The 16,030-nt window shown below is 46.3% G+C and carries 12 protein-coding genes; 5 read left to right on the top strand and 7 right to left on the bottom strand.

Going from position 1 to position 16,030, the window contains the following annotated elements:
• Window positions 1-37: 37 nt before the first annotated feature.
• The 4 genes from gcvP to BUC01_RS14540 are packed head-to-tail and all read right to left on the bottom strand — an operon-like array spanning window position 38 to window position 5,079.
• A complete protein-coding gene (gene gcvP, locus BUC01_RS14525) occupies window positions 38-2,887 on the bottom strand; it encodes an aminomethyl-transferring glycine dehydrogenase (RefSeq protein ID WP_025833001.1) in 2,850 nt (949 codons plus the stop codon).
• Window positions 2,888-2,908: 21 nt separating this feature from the next.
• Window positions 2,909-3,547 carry an MBL fold metallo-hydrolase gene (locus tag BUC01_RS14530; RefSeq protein WP_025833002.1) on the bottom strand — a complete coding sequence of 213 codons (639 nt, stop codon included), beginning with the start codon at window positions 3,545-3,547 and terminating at the stop codon, window positions 2,909-2,911.
• 31 nt (window positions 3,548-3,578) lie between these two features.
• Complete coding sequence (gene rsmG, locus BUC01_RS14535) at window positions 3,579-4,199, bottom strand: 16S rRNA (guanine(527)-N(7))-methyltransferase RsmG (protein ID WP_025833003.1); 621 nt, start codon at window positions 4,197-4,199, stop codon at window positions 3,579-3,581.
• A 19-nt stretch (window positions 4,200-4,218) separates the two neighbouring features.
• Window positions 4,219-5,079, bottom strand: a complete 861-nt coding sequence (locus tag BUC01_RS14540) for a DUF3298 and DUF4163 domain-containing protein (protein ID WP_025833005.1) — start codon at window positions 5,077-5,079, stop codon at window positions 4,219-4,221.
• A gap of 87 nt (window positions 5,080-5,166) precedes the next feature.
• On the opposite strand from BUC01_RS14540, the gene BUC01_RS14545 reads away from it, so the two are divergent.
• The 4 genes from BUC01_RS14545 to BUC01_RS14560 all read left to right on the top strand — a co-directional run bounded on the left by BUC01_RS14545 (window position 5,167) and on the right by BUC01_RS14560 (window position 10,824).
• Entirely contained in the window at window positions 5,167-5,625 is a 459-nt protein-coding gene (locus BUC01_RS14545) for a hypothetical protein (protein ID WP_007217937.1), read from the top strand.
• Between the two features lie 256 nt (window positions 5,626-5,881).
• Complete coding sequence (locus BUC01_RS14550) at window positions 5,882-8,098, top strand: TonB-dependent receptor (protein WP_025833012.1); 2,217 nt, start codon at window positions 5,882-5,884, stop codon at window positions 8,096-8,098.
• A gap of 46 nt (window positions 8,099-8,144) precedes the next feature.
• Window positions 8,145-8,456: a heavy-metal-associated domain-containing protein gene (locus BUC01_RS14555; protein ID WP_007217939.1), complete on the top strand. Its 312-nt coding sequence runs from the start codon at window positions 8,145-8,147 to the stop codon at window positions 8,454-8,456.
• A 160-nt stretch (window positions 8,457-8,616) separates the two neighbouring features.
• Window positions 8,617-10,824 (top strand): heavy metal translocating P-type ATPase, encoded by a 2,208-nt coding sequence (locus tag BUC01_RS14560; RefSeq protein ID WP_073314063.1) that lies wholly within the window; start codon window positions 8,617-8,619, stop codon window positions 10,822-10,824.
• On the opposite strand, the gene BUC01_RS14565 is transcribed toward BUC01_RS14560, so the two are convergent.
• On the bottom strand, window positions 10,821-11,660 hold the full coding sequence (locus tag BUC01_RS14565; protein WP_025833019.1) for a helix-turn-helix domain-containing protein: 840 nt from the start codon (window positions 11,658-11,660) through the stop codon (window positions 10,821-10,823). The genes BUC01_RS14560 and BUC01_RS14565 overlap by 4 nt on opposite strands.
• 62 nt (window positions 11,661-11,722) lie before the next feature.
• Between BUC01_RS14565 and lipB the strand changes: the two genes are divergently transcribed.
• A complete protein-coding gene (gene lipB, locus BUC01_RS14570) occupies window positions 11,723-12,385 on the top strand; it encodes a lipoyl(octanoyl) transferase LipB (protein ID WP_025833021.1) in 663 nt (220 codons plus the stop codon).
• A 109-nt stretch (window positions 12,386-12,494) separates the two neighbouring features.
• Here lipB and BUC01_RS14575 read toward each other — a convergent pair whose 3' ends face one another.
• Window positions 12,495-14,603, bottom strand: a complete 2,109-nt coding sequence (locus BUC01_RS14575; RefSeq protein WP_025833023.1) for a dipeptidyl-peptidase Dpp5 — start codon at window positions 14,601-14,603, stop codon at window positions 12,495-12,497.
• A 40-nt stretch (window positions 14,604-14,643) separates the two neighbouring features.
• Entirely contained in the window at window positions 14,644-15,975 is a 1,332-nt protein-coding gene (locus BUC01_RS14580) for an MATE family efflux transporter (protein WP_025833025.1), read from the bottom strand.
• Between the last annotated feature and the right edge of the window lie 55 nt (window positions 15,976-16,030).

Genomic DNA, 16,030 nt, shown 5'->3' on the forward strand with positions numbered 1-16,030 from the left:
CGGGCGTTTGCAGGAATTGGTATTATTTTTTTGTCTTTTATTCAAAACATCCGTAGCACGTCGGCAACAACTTACGGTCGCCCAACGTGTTATCCACGCGCGCCACATTTATCCAGAACTTGTTTTCGCGTACACTTTCTATCGGATAAGCCGCTTTTTCCCTTGTATAGCTATGTTCCCAATTATTGGCAACTACCTCATATTCGGGATGCGGGGCATTTATTAGAACGTTATCTTCCTTATCCGCTTTTCCTTCTTTCACTTCCTGGATTTCCTCCCAGATGGTCAACATCACGTTCACGAAGTTATCCAGTTCGGCAAGGCTTTCGCTTTCTGTCGGCTCTATCATGAGTGTGCCGTGAACAGGGAAGGAGAGAGTAGGAGCATGATAACCATAATCCATCAGTCGTTTGGCGATATCATTTTCGCTGATACCCGTCTCTTCGTGTACCTTGCGGCATTCCAATATCATTTCATGACCAACAAAGCCAGTGGCACCACGATATACGATACCATACGTATCTTTCAGACAGGCTGCCAGATAGTTGGCGCTGAGGATAGCTATTTTTGTAGCACGTGTCAATCCTTCCGTACCCATCATGCGGATATATCCGTAAGTGATAGGCAAAATACCGGCGCTACCGAACGGAGCGGCAGACACTGTGTTGACGGGAGTACCGAACAGCGGATGTCCCGGCAGGAACGGAACCAGATGTTCCGCAACGCAGATAGGACCTACGCCCGGACCACCGCCGCCATGAGGCGAAGCGAACGTCTTATGCAGGTTCAGGTGGCAAACGTCCGCACCGATAAAGCCGGGATTCGTCAGGCCAACCTGGGCATTCATATTGGCACCGTCCATATATACCTGTGCACCGCAATCATGGATGATGCGGCAGATTTCTACGATTTCCGTCTCAAAAATACCGTGTGTAGAAGGATAGGTAATCATCAGTGCGGCAAGGTCGTCTTTGTTCTCTTCCGCCTTGGCACGAAGGTCGTTCATATCCACATTGCCCTGTGCGTCGCAAGCGCAAGTCACGGTAGTGAAACCTGCTTGGATGGCAGATGCCGGATTTGTGCCGTGGGCGGAAGCAGGAATCAACACTTTGTTGCGGTGTCCCTGACCGATGTTTTCCAGATAAGCGCGGATAACACGTAGTCCTGTATATTCACCTGCCGCACCGGAGTTCGGTTGCAGACTGACTCCTGCAAAGCCTGTGATGACTTTCAGTTCTTCGCTGAGATTGTTTATCAATTCACGATAACCCTCTGCCTGGTCCTCGGGAACAAGCGGATGCATGCACATAAATTCCGGACGGCTGAGAGGCAGCATTTCCGCTGCAGCGTTCAGTTTCATGGTACAGGAACCGAGGGAAATCATGGAATGGGCGAGGGAGATGTCCATACGGTCGAGACGCTTGATGTAACGCATCATCTCCGTTTCCGTATGATATTTATTGAAGACTTCGTGTGTCAGATAAGCACTCTGGCGTTTCAGAGTCTTATTAATAGTATTGCTTACGGGAATATCATCCACTTTGGTGTAGTCTTTTCCTGCGGCAATGGCAAAGATGGAAAGCAATACATTGGCAGCGGATACGTCAGTTGTTTCGTCAATACTCATACCTACGTCTCCATTATCAAAGTAGCGCAGATTGACTTCCTTGCTCAATGCGATGGTACGTACCTGTTGGGCAGATACACTGTCGGGCAACACAAAGCGAAGGGTGTCGAAGTATTGGTCATTCACTTGTTTGTATCCCAGTTTCTTGATACACTTTTCCAGATATGCGGCGATGCTGTGGATACGTTCTGCAATGGCGTGAATACCTTCCGGACCGTGGTACACGGCATAAAAGCCCGCCATGGTTGCCAGCAAAGCCTGTGCGGTACAGATATTTGAAGTAGCCTTTTCCCGTTTGATATGTTGCTCGCGGGTTTGCAGTGCCATACGGTAACAGAGTTTTCCGTATTTATCTTTTGACCAACCGATGATACGTCCCGGAATATTACGTTTGTATTCGTCGCGCGTAGCGAAGTACCCGGCTGACGGTCCGCCATAGAACATCGGTGTACCGAGGCGTTGGGTGGTACCGAATACAATATCAGCTCCCCATTCTCCGGGAGGGGTGAGCAGGGCAAGGCTCAGGATATCGGCGGCAACGGCTACTTTGCAGTTGGCAGCATGGGCTTTTTCTACAAAGGCACGGTAATCTTCTGCGTTTCCGCTCGCATTCGGATATTGCAGTATACAGGCAAAAATATCCGGTGTCAGTTCCAGTTCGGAATATTTACCTGTGCGTATCTGAATACCTTGCGGGATAGCACGCGTAGTCATTACGGCCAGTGTCTGTGGGAAAATGCTCTCGTCCACAAACACTACGTTTGCACCGGACTTCTGCATATCACGCGGACGCAGGGCGTACATCATACTTACGGCTTCGGCAGCAGCCGTAGCTTCATCCAACAGAGAACAGTTGGCAAGTGGCATACCCGTCAGGTCGCATACTGCGGTCTGGAAGTTCATCAACGCTTCGAGGCGCCCTTGCGAAACTTCTGTCTGGTAGGGGGTATAAGAAGTGTACCATACCGGATTCTCGAATACATTCCGTTGAATAACGGCGGGGGTAATGGTGTTATACCAGCCGAGGCCGATATACGTTGTGTAAAGTTTGTTTTTGCACGCCAACCGGGTGATGTGTTGTCCGAACTCATATTCAGTCATAGGCGCGGGCAATGCCAACGGTTCTTTCAGACGAATGTTTGCAGGGATGGTTTTGTCTATTAACTCATCCAGACTGCCGACTCCTATTTTCCGGAGCATTTTCTCTTCGTCTTTTTCGCTGATGCCGATGTGGCGGCACGCTAATAGGTCGCTTTTCATGATAGTATCTGTTTTTAAAGTTTATCTGAAGAATGGATTTTCCGCCTTTTCAATACCGATAGTGGTCGGGGCGCCATGTCCGGGATAGACAATCGTTTCATTGGGCAGTATGAACAGGCGGCTACAAATGTGCTCTTTCAGTTCGTCGAAATTACCACCGGTAAGGTCGGCACGTCCGATGCTGCCCTGGAAAAGTACGTCACCGGAGAACATGCAATGATCTGCGGCACAGTAGTAAACAAGGCTACCCGGTGAATGTCCCGGTACGTGGATAGCTTCCAACGTAGTGTTACCGAAGTTGATGATATCTCCGTCATGAAGATAGTGTCCTATCGGTGCGGGCAGTTCGTTCCAATGAAAACCGAACATGCGGCTTTGTTTCGGAGCTTCGTCAATCCAGAATTCATCGGCTTTGTTGGCTTCCACCGGCAGACCGAATTCTTTGACCATGAAAGCATTTCCAAAGATATGGTCCAGATGCAGGTGCGTATTAAGGAGGTGCTTTACGTTCAGGCCATTTTTGTGAATGAAGTTTTTCAACGCTTGTTTTTCCTCCTCATAGTAGCAACCGGGATCTATCACGGCAGCTTCAAGAGTGTCGTCCCACAAAACATAACAGTTTACAGGGAACATATTAAACTCAAACCTTTTTATTTTCATGATAGGTATATGTTAGTCATTATTTCTGTGATTAAGGCGTCACGTAAACCACTTTCTTCGTTTCAAAGAATTCTTCTTCGAAATAGTCTTTCAGATCATACATCATGGTCTTATTCTTGAAAGGCATGGCTTCATTTGCCAGCTCACCACCTTTCAGGCAGATCAGTCCGTTGGGCATAGCATTGTGTTGCTCGGAAGCGATGTTTTTGCGGATGATTTTCAGCAAGTCGGCCAACGGCATCACGGCACGGCTTACAACGAAATCGAAGAGTTGCTTTTCCTCCTCAGCACGTGCATGGCGGAAAGTCACGTTTTTCAGTCCGATGCTGTTGGCTATTTCCGTTGCTACACGTACTTTCTTCCCGATGCTGTCAACAAGATGGAACTTCACCTCGGGGAATAAGATGGCAAGGGGAATACCCGGAAAACCACCGCCCGTTCCAAGGTCCATGATTCGGGTGCCGGGAGTAAAGCGAATCACTTTAGCTATACCCAATGAATGGAGTACGTGGTGTTCGTACAGGTTTTCGATGTCTTTACGTGATATGACGTTTATTTTTGCATTCCAGTCCGTATAGAGATCATAGAGGGACGCAAATTGCTGCTTCTGCGCCTCTGTGAGGTCTGGGAAGTACTTTAGAATGATTTCCATGTGAATAATTTATGATTTATTAATTCTCGTTTCTTATTTCGTTCAATGCCATAGTATCATCACTCAGCAGATGTGACATGATCTCATAAGGCAAGGTAATTTCTACCGGGCCCATCACATAAGGAGCAATTTCATAAATGTTATAATAGAAGGTGATACCTTTGGGGCTTAGGTAGAAGTTCTCAGTCGGTTCCAGGTCTCCTGTACTTGTATAGCCCATATCCTCCACTTCCTGGCGTGTAGTAACTTTATTGTCTGCCATGAGCTGGTTCCATAATAAATCGGTGAGAGCTTCTTGATATTCTCCTACAAAAATATCATCCAGACGTATCGGGCTCAAGGTGCGCAGGTCCATATTCAGGAAAGTAGACATATAAATACCATGTGCGCCTCCGGTATATTCATTGTAGTCGATGCGGTAAACCAGCAGATGTTTTTTATAATACTGCACGTGGCTTTCAATACCTTTATAATAAGAATACCAAGCTAATATTGAAGCAGAGTCTTCCTTTTCAGCTTCATCTTTGGCATACATCGGTTCCAAATCTTTCAGGTAATCCTTGATATAGGTTTCCTTGTAAAGCTTTACCGCCTCTTCAGGTTTCAGAGTCATGTATTTATCTCCGAAACAGGCTGAAAGGAAATAGGTGTTCAGACTGTCTTTCAGCTTTTCGTCGGACGACTTATTAGCGTATGCAAAGTTGATGATGATGTTGCAGCCGGGCTTCGCAGTGTCTCCGAAGAGGTGGGCTACCTCATTTACCTGTATACTGTCGAACTCCAGCGCACCTGCGCTTTTGTTCACAGTGTTACCGCAAGAAAATAAAAAGCCACTTGCCGCAAGTAGAATGACAAGTAGGCTGACATATTGCTTTTTCATTTGGACTTTCTTCGTTAAATTCAACATTTCGATATCAGTTCGTTATCGACAAATATAGAACATATTAACGAATAGAACATATAAAAAATGAAAAAAGATAGGTATGAATGCTTTTATCTGGCTATCTTTGCACCGGATATGAAGAGACTTCGTTACATATTGGCAGTTTTATTGTCTCTGGTGGTTGTTTATGCAGGGGCAGGAGTTTCTATTGTCCATTATTGTTGTGCCCGCTGCGAGACAGCGCAAGCATGTTGCACCAATGGCTGTGCCAAATGCCATAAATCTCATAAAACTTCTCATAAACCGGAAAAATCTTGCAAAGACGAAGGCTGTACGGCTACTTTTTATAAAGTGGATTTGGTGAAATATTCATGTGAAAGTCCTGTTATAACCGTACCTGTCATTCAACTTTTCTGCGAAGTATTGCCGGATTTTCAATACTCCTTGCCTACGAGGGAATTGAAAGAGGTGTCGTATGCCGTACCTCCGCATCCTGATAGTTCGAGGCAGTATCTGGCCTTATATTCTGTTCTCATTATTTAAAATCAATTGGTGTGCAGGAGAAGTGTTTTTCTTCCTGCCCGGTTCTATCCAAAGCTATATCTGAACTGTGTCTGGTCCGTAGTTTGTCCGTATCTAAGAGTACGGAGATGATATGGAGGCAATAAGGAGATAGTACGGACGAAATGGAAGATTCTTTGCACGTTCTCTTTTAAAAAATTGATAGCTGGATGGTCTTGCAACCTTGTTGCACGACATATATCCTATTTTTGTACCCTTAATAAATGAATTCAGATATATGAAATATATATTCTTATTAATTTCACTTTTTACTTTTAATTTTTTGCAGGCGCAAGTAACAGGTGTCGTAAAAGATGCTGCCGGAGAACCTATTCCGGGAGCGAATGTGTTTTGGATGAATACAACCAATGGAGTAACTACCAATGAAGACGGTAACTTTTCCATTCATAAGCCTGCTCGTAGCCACATGCTTGTGGTTAGTTTTATTGGTTTTGAGAATGACACGATACATGTAGACAAAGGAAACCAACAACTTGATATTGTTCTCCGTGAAGGAGTGGAACTGAGTGAAGTAAATGTAGTGACCCGCAAACTGGGAACTATGAAACTGCGTACCAGTGTGATGAATGAAGATATGATCAGTAGTGCCGAACTGACACGTGCGGCTTGCTGTAATCTGGGAGAGAGCTTTGTGACGAATCCTTCCGTGGATGTCAGCTACTCGGATGCAGCTACGGGAGCCAAACAAATTAAGCTGTTAGGACTTTCCGGTACATATGTGCAGATGATGACCGAGAATATCCCCAATTTCCGGGGAGCGGCAGCTCCTTATGGTTTAGGATACGTACCCGGGCCGTGGATGCAGAGTATACAGGTCAGCAAAGGAAGTTCGTCCGTGAAGAATGGATATGAGTCCATAACCGGACAGATCAATGTAGAATTCAAGAAGCCTCAATTGCCGGAAGCGGATTGGGTGTCGGCAAATCTCTTTGCCAGTAGTACGAACCGCTACGAAGCCAATGCGGATGCTACGGTAAAATTGTCGAAGCGGTGGAGCACTTCTTTGTTGGCACATTATGAGAATGAGACGAAATCTCATGACTCTAATGATGATGGTTTTGTGGATATACCTCGTGTGGAGCAATATAATGTCTGGAACCGATGGGCATATATGGGTGACCACTATGTATTCCAGGCAGGTATAAAGGCGTTGCATGAAACTCGAAACAGCGGTCAGATTGCACATGGAAATACTCCTTCGCATGACCTGTATGAAATAGGTATCAAAACAAATCGTTACGAAGCGTTCACGAAGAACGCTTATATCTTCGACAAAGAGAAGAATACGAATCTTGCTTTGATTTTACAGGGAACGTTGCATAATCAGGATGCCAATTACGGGCGTAAACTGTATGATGTGGATCAGAGTAATTTTTATGCTTCGCTGCTGTTTGAAACGGAGCTCAGTAAACAGCATAGCCTGTCTGCCGGATTAAGTTTCAACTATGACGGCTACGATCAGAACTATCGGCTGACGAATCAGGCAGAAGAAGGGCTGACGAAGAAATTTGTGAAGGAGTCTGTTCCGGGAGCTTATGTCCAATATACATTCAATCTGAACGATCAGTTGATGCTGATGGGGGGTATTCGGGGAGATTACAGTAGTGAATACGGCTTTTTTGTGACACCGCGTGCCCACGTCAAGTATAATCCGAATGAATATCTGCACTTCCGCGTGTCTGCCGGCAAGGGATATCGTACGAATCATGTATTGGCGGAGAATAACTATCTTCTGGCAAGTAGCCGCAAGATGAAGATTGCTTCTCATTTGGATCAGGAGGAAGCGTGGAATTACGGTGCGAGTGTTTCGACTTATATTCCCCTTTTCGGTAAGACGCTGAATGTGAATGCAGAATATTACTATACGGATTTTCTGAAACAGGTAGTAGTGGATATGGACAGCAATCCGCATGAAGTGGCTTTTTACAATCTGGATGGGCGTTCTTATTCGCACGTATTCCAGGTAGAAGCCAATTATCCGTTGTTTAAAGGCTTCACTCTGACGGCAGCTTACCGTCTGACGGATGCGAAAACTACCTATAATGGTAAATTGATGGAGAAGCCGCTTACTGGTAAGTATAAAGGCTTGTTGACCGCTTCTTATCAGACTCCTCTGGGCTTGTGGCAATTTGATGCTACCTTACAGTTGAATGGTGGTGGAAGAATGCCCGATCCTTACGAACTATCCGACGGAAGTCTTTCGTGGGAACGTCGCTACGGTAGTTTCCAGCAACTCAGTGCACAGGTGACGCGCTATTTCCGTCGCTGGTCTGTTTATATCGGTGGTGAGAACCTGACGAACTTTAAGCAGAAGAATCCGATAATCGATGCGTCTAATCCGTGGGGAGAAAACTTTGATGCCACTATGGTGTGGGGGCCGATGCATGGGGCGAAAGCGTATATCGGGCTGAGATTTAATCTGGCAAGAAATTAGTAGCTCGTAACTTAAATATTATTAACCAATAAATAAGGAGGTATTTATGAAAACAAAGAGAATGATGGCTGCCCTTGTAGTAGCTTTACTAAGTGTAACGGCGGTAATGGCGAAAGACATCCGTACTGCTGTCTTTAAAGTTTCACAGATGCATTGCGAGAATTGCGAAAAGAAAGTGAAGAGCAACATTAAATTTGAGAAAGGAGTAAAAGAATTCTCTACAGACTTGAAAACCAAAACAGTTTCTATCACATACGATGCTGAAAAGACAAATGTGGACAAACTGAAAGCCGGTTTCAAGAAGTTCAACTATGAAGCCGAATTCGTGAAGGAGACGAAGCAAGAGGATAAGAAGTAGTCGAACAAACGGCCTGTAGAGATTGTTTATAACACTGGGTAGAACACAAATTTCGCGAATTATACGAATCTCCTTCGCGCTTGTAGCGAAACCTGCATTTGTGTGATTCGTGTAATTTGTGTTCTGTTGTTTTCAGAACTTCTAAAAAAACAATATATATATGGGTAATTTAAAGAAACAGACGTTTCCCGTGCTGAACATGCATTGTGCGGGATGCGCCAATAACGTAGAAAAGACAGTTCGCAAGTTGGTGGGCGTTGCAGATGCTTCGGTCAACTTTGCTTCCAATACACTGTCTGTCTCTTATGAGACGGATAAGCTGACATCCGGAGAAATTCGTGCTGCCGTACTGGCTGCGGGCTACGACCTCATTATTGAGGAAGAGCATGTTGAAGAACGTCAGGAGGAAGAACAACAGAAACGCTATCGCCGCCTGAAAACGCGGGTGATAGGAGCGTGGATTTTTGCTGTTCCCCTGTTGTTGCTTTCCATGGTATTTATGCATGTACCTTATTCTAACGAGATACAGATGGTACTTGCTATTCCTGTACTGGTATTGTTCGGTACACCGTTCTATACCGGTGCCTGGAAACAAGCACGTCTGGGACGCAGCAATATGGATACACTGGTGGCACTAAGTACATCCATTGCTTTCCTATTCAGCGTCTTTAATACTTTCTTCCCCGGTTTCTGGTATAACCGTGGATTGGAGCCTCATGTCTATTACGAAGCTGCTGTGGTTATCATCGCCTTCGTTTTGACAGGTAAACTCATGGAGGAACGTGCGAAGGGAAATACTTCCACTGCTATCCGCAAACTGATGGGTTTGCAACCTAAGAAAGCCCGTGTAGTACGCGACGGTAAAGAACTGGATATACCTTTGGACCAATTGAACATCGATGATCTGGTGAGCGTCCGCCCCGGCGAGCAAATCCCCGTGGATGGTTTTCTGACTGAAGGTGACTCTTATGTAGATGAAAGCATGATAAGCGGTGAGCCTATTCCGGTAGAAAAGAAGATTGGCTCGCATGTGTTGGCCGGAACCATCAATCAGAAAGGATCGTTCATTATCCGTGCCGAGAAAGTGGGTGGGGAGACGGTGCTGGCGCGTATCATCCGCATGGTGCAGGAAGCGCAGGGCAGCAAGGCTCCCGTGCAGCGTATTGTAGATAAGGTTACAGGTATCTTTGTTCCTGTCGTCTTAGGCCTGTCCGTTCTGACATTCTTTATCTGGATGTTCTTTGGGGGTGTAGATATGCTTTCTCATGCTATGTTGTCGGCAGTCTCCGTATTGGTGATTGCCTGTCCCTGCGCATTGGGACTGGCTACTCCTACGGCTTTGATGGTGGGTATCGGTAAGGCTGCCGACCACCATATCCTGATAAAAGATGCCGTCGCTTTGGAACAGATGCGGAAGGTGAATGTTGTTGTGTTGGATAAGACCGGTACACTGACCGAAGGCCATCCCACCGTAACCGGCTGGCTTTGGGCGCAGCCGCAGGAAGAACATTATAAAGATGTGCTTCTGGCAGCCGAACTCAAATCAGAGCATCCGCTGGCTGGTGCCATTGTCACTGCTTTGCAGGAGGAGGAACAAATCGTTCCCGCCACTTTGGACGGTTTTCAAAGTATCACCGGTAAAGGTATCAAAGTATCCTATCAGCATACTGAGTACTGGGCAGGCAGCCATAAACTCCTGAAGGATTATCACGCCGGTCTTACCGATGTGTTGGGTGAAATGTTGACTCAATACGAATCTGATGGTTGCAGCATTGTCTACTTTGGACGTGAGAACGAACTTCTTGCGATTGTTGCCATCAAGGACCAGATAAAGGCGACTTCTGTTGAGGCCGTCAAGGAACTCCGCAATCAGGGCATTGAAGTCTATATGCTGACGGGAGACGGTGAACGCACCGCTTCCGCTGTTGCCGCTCGACTGGGTAATATCCGGTATATCGCCGATGCTTTGCCGGATGATAAGGAAGAGTTTGTACGCCAGCTTCAACTTCAGAGAAAAACGGTAGCTATGGTAGGTGATGGCATCAACGATTCACAGGCTTTGGCTTGTGCCGATGTCAGTATTGCCATGGGTAAAGGAACGGATATTGCCATGGATGTGGCGATGGTCACTCTTATGACTTCGGATCTGTTACTGTTGCCGAAAGCGTTCAACCTTTCCCGGCAGACGGTACGCCTGATTCATCAGAATTTGTTCTGGGCATTCATTTACAACCTGATAGGTATTCCTATTGCTGCCGGACTACTTTATCCGATCAACGGATTATTGCTGAATCCTATGTTGGCAAGTGCCGCTATGGCATTTTCCAGTGTATCGGTAGTCTTGAACAGTCTTCGTTTAAGATACTAGCTATTTCTATATTCCAACGGACTCATCCCCATGTGCCTCTTAAAGTACTTTCCGAAGAAAGAGGCACTGGGGAAGTTCAGTGAATAGGCTATTTCCTGAATAGTCATATCAGTGGACTTCAGCCGTGCTTTGACGTCCGTAATCACCACATGCGAAATAATTTCGAGTACATTCCTTCCTGTTACTTGCTTTACGGTAGTGCTGAGATGCTGCAATGAAATTCCCAGCTTGTCGGCATAGAATTGAGCGCGTCTCTCAGTCATATAATTTTCAATAACCAGTTGTACGAATTTCTGGCAGATTTCCTCTTTGCGGCTTTTGGCAAGAATGCTTTGCGGGCGATTGGCATAAAGAGCATTAATTCCAAGCAGAATGCTGTGGAGTGAGCTTTGCGCCATTGCTGTGCTGGTAGCGGTGGGGTGGGAAATGGATATACGTGTCAGCAGTGCGAAATAATCTACGAAATAGGAGGCTACTAAATCTGTGACGCTGATAATCGGGTTATCCCATATTTTAGAGAACGATCCCATAGTAGCTTGCAACAGATTGATACCATTGACGCAGTGAGAGGAGAAGCCTACAAAGCAAAGCCGTACTTTTTCTACTTGCTCATTAAGCTGTATAATGGTACCCGGCATCAGAATGATCAGATCATTCTTTTTGATTTCGTGTTCCATCAGATTGATGGATGCCGTGATCGTCCCTTCTGTGCAAAGTGCAAAAATGCATGCCTTCAATCGGCATGACTGGCGATAGAGATTCAGAATATCTTCTGTTACATCTCTCCATGCCAGCATTTCGACTGGCAAATCTACTTGTGGGAAGTTATGTTTCATCTTTATTCATTTTGCTGTTGGCAAATATACGATTTTATCCCTAAAATCTTAACTTTGTCGGCATGAAACTGAATATAACAGACTGGAATATCATTCCGTATGCCGAGGCATGGACCCGGCAAACGGAATGTTTTGATGCCCTTATCCGTGCCAAACAGGCGGGGCAGGAGTACGAGAATCACATCATTTTGTGCGAACATCCGCATGTCTACACCTTAGGCCGCAGCGGTAAAGAAGGCAATATGCTGCTGGGTGAGGACCAGCTTCAAAGGATAGGAGCGACGCTTTATCACATAGACCGGGGCGGGGATATTACCTATCACGGTCCGGGACAACTGGTTTGTTATCCTATCCTGAATCTTGAAGAATTCTCGTTGGGACTGAAAGAATATGTGCACTTGCTTGAAGAGGCTGTAATCCGTGTATGTGCCTCTTATGGTATCGCTGCGGGTCGCCTGGCGAAAGCAACAGGTGTCTGGTTGGAAGGTGATACGCCCCGTGCCCGTAAGATTTGCGCTATTGGTGTGCGCAGCAGCCACTTCGTCACTATGCACGGGTTGGCGCTGAATGTGAATACTGATTTACGATATTTCAGTTATATCAACCCCTGCGGATTCATAGATAAAGGAGTAACTTCGCTGCAACAGGAGCTGAAACGGGAGGTGCCGATGGAAGAAGTAAAACAACGTTTATGCCTTGAATTACAGGGTTTGATGCAGAGATAAAAAACAGACCATCTATTCACTGCGAATAGATGGTCTGTTCGTATCAAATAGACGGTCTGTTTATCCCTAACAGATGGTCTGTTTCAGGAGCCTTCAATCGTCTGTTTTTTTATTTCAACCACTTGTCCAGCCATTCAAAGAATGTGCGCTGCCACAGGATGCCGTTCTGAGGTTTCAATACCCAGTGATTTTCATCCGGATAAATCAGCAATTCGGCAGGAACACCACGCATTACGGCGGCATCAAAAGCAGCCATTGCCTGGTTGGCAAGGATGCGGTAGTCTTTTTCGCCATGAATGCAGAGGATAGGTGTGTCCCACTTGTCTACAAACTGGTGTGGAGAATTGGCGAATGTGCGTTGTGCCACCGGATTTTGTTTCTCCCAGTATGCGCCGCCCATATCCCAGTTGGCAAACCATTTTTCTTCTGTTTCCAGATACTGCATTTCCATGTTGAAGATGCCATCATGTGCAATGAATGCTTTGAAGCGCTTATCATGATGTCCGGCAAGCCAGTAAACGGAGAAGCCACCGAAGCTGGCACCTACGCAACCGAGACGATCATTGTCGACAAACGGCTCTTTCGCCATTTCATCAATCGCTGTGAAGTAATCTTTCATACACTGGCCACCATAATCTCCACTGATGGCCTCATTCCATTCCACTCCGAAGCCCGGAAGTCCGCGGCGGTTGGGAGCTACGATGATATAATCGTTGGCAGCCATAATCTGGAAATTCCAGCGATAGCTCCAGAACTGGCTTACGGGGCTTTGCGGGCCACCTTCACAGAACAGGAGGGTAGGATATTTCTTATTCGGGTCAAACTGCGGCGGATAGATAACCCATGTCAGCATCTGTTTGCCGTCCGTAGTCTTCATCCAGCGGGCTTCTACTTTACCCATTTCCAACTGGTCGTAAATCTGCTTGTTTTCGAAGGTCAGTTGCTTTGCTTCGGCAAAAGCGTCACCGTTGCGGGTGGCAGATACGGCATAGATTTCATCACCCATACTCATGGAGTGGCGTAAAGCGATTACTTTATCTCCCGCGAGGGCGAGGGAAGCATAGTCATACATACCGTCTGTCAACTGCGTAACCTTATCGTTGGCAGCAAGATCGACATTGTAAATCTGTGTTTCACCATGCCAGACACCGATGAAATAAATATTCTTAGAGTCTCTATTCCACAAGAAACCATCTACGTTCGATTCAAATTCCTTGCTGACGAAACGTTTCTCACCTGTTTCCAGATTCATGATGAAGAGGCGGTTCAGGTCAGCTTCATAACCGTCACGTTCCATGCTCTGCCAGGCAATGTATTTACCATCGGGAGAGTACTGGGGATTCGTGTCATAGCCTTTGTTTTCTTCGGTGATATTGTCTGTCTTCTTGGTTGCAAGGTCGTAGATATAAATATCCGAGTTGGTGGAGATGGCGTATGCCAGACCGGTCTTCTTGCGGCAGGTATAAGCCACTTTATCTCCGGCAGGACTCCATGCCAGTTGCTCGATGCCACCCCAAGGTCTCATTGGGCTTTCGTAAGGTTCGCCTTCCAGTATATCCTTTATATTGTTGATACCGTTTCCATCAAAATCCGCCACAAAAGGGTGCGGGGCACCGGTCACCCATTCATCCCAATGCTTATACATCAGGTCGGTGACGATGATACCCGTCGCTTTCGGCAGGTCGGGATATTTCTCGGCAGTGCTTTGTTTGGTCTGCACCTGTGCTATGAAAAGCAACTTCTTGCCGTCGGGGGAGAAAGAATAACCTTCGATGTCACCGTCATATTGCGTCAACTGTTTGCGTCCGCTGCCGTCAGGATTCATTTCCCATAGTTGGCTGCTGCCGCTTTCGTTAGAGAGGAATGCCAGCTTGGTACCACCCTTTATCCAGGTCACTTCGTTTTCCTGCCAGGGGGTACGAGTGATTTGTTTGTTCGCTGTTCCATCTGCGTTCATTACGAAAACCTCGCGGTTACTTTTGTTCTCCGGTACGCTGTAATAAGCTACCGTGTAAGCAATTTGCTTTTCGTCGGGTGATACGGCAACGCCACCGATGCGTCCCATAGCCCAAAGGGCTTCGGGAGTCATGCGCTTGCCTTCAATCTGGATGTCCGACCGCTCGATAAGCGGTGCTTCGGCTTGCCCTGCGTCCTTTGTCCCGCCGCAGGCAGCCAATGTCATAGCTGCTGACATAAGCAATAAATTTACTTGTTTCATATATGTTGTTCGTTACGGTTATTTGCAGCAAATATACAAATTATATACGTTTCTCTTGCCATTGTCCTCCTTTTATATACCACCAGCAGAATAGCAGGATAAAAATGGAGTAAACCATTTCAGATGTCCAGCACAAAGCTACATCCAGGCGTAAGTAAAGGATGGTATAGGTGATATAAGCTACATAGATCACCAGTGTCGCCAATTCCATCACCAGTGCTGTACGTGTATTTCCAGTTCCTGACACTGACTGGAAGTAAACATTGGCGGGCACAAGGAACAAGTATGCGGAGCACATCACCCAAAGTGAATGTACCGCTGCATCCTGCAAGTCCGGCATATCTGTATAGATGCCAAGCACTACTTTGGGAAATAACGAGAATAGCAATGCCAGCGGCAGCACAAATACATAGGCGATGCGTATATGTTGCCGGATGGTTCCCGCTACGCAGTCTTTTTCACCTGCACCGATGAGATTGCTGACCAGTGAACCGCAAGTAGATGCGAATGCCATCATCACCATGAACAATATGCCGGATACACTCCGGACGATGTTTGTAACGGCAAGCGACCGTTCTCCCAAGTGTTCCACATAGAGGAAGAACAGGAACCAGGTGGACAGTGAAATGACGTTCTGTATCATAGTCCAGAAGGAAACGTTCAATATTCGTTTCAATACTTCACTGCAGAATTTAGGTATGCGGTCGAGTCCGTACTTACGACAGTCTATGCGGCTGCGGGTGTAGAGGATGAAGAACACCAGGGAAACCAGTTCGGCAAGGGATGAACCGATAGCCGCACCGGCAATGCCGAGAGCCGGAAAACCGAATTTTCCGAAGATGAGAATGTAGTTGAATACCACATTGCTCAATACCATTACTATGGAGTTCAGCGTCAGTGTCTTTGTCTGCGTGGTTCCCAGGAAGAACGCACGGAACATGACTCCGCTGAACGAGAAGAACGCGCCGAATACACGCCAGTTCAGGTAACTGATGGCTGCTTCGTAAATGTGTTCCGAAGCCACAATGCGTTTCAGAATCAGCGGAGACAGGAAGTAGGAGAGGAAGAACATGACCGCCGCCAATCCTACCTGGAAATAGATACCCTGATAAAACAGGTTTCCGATTTCTTTGTACTGGTGTTCACCGTTGCGCCGTGCAATGAGTATCTGTGCTCCGATACTGAAACCGAAAGCAGCCATGAATATTACCATGTAGAAGACACCGGCAATGGCGGAAGCTCCTAATTCCACTTCGCCTACCCGTCCCAGGAAAGCGGTGTCTGTCATACCTATCATTTGCTCCATCAGCAGACTGATGAGGATGGGATAGGCTATCATCCATATCTGTTTGTATGTATATTTAGTCTTCATTTTTTAGTATAGTTTTAGTATAGTTATAGTAGTTATAAGAGAAAGAAAGCCGGAC

This window comes from Bacteroides stercorirosoris (genome assembly GCF_900142015.1).
In the GTDB taxonomy this organism is placed as follows: domain Bacteria; phylum Bacteroidota; class Bacteroidia; order Bacteroidales; family Bacteroidaceae; genus Bacteroides; species Bacteroides stercorirosoris.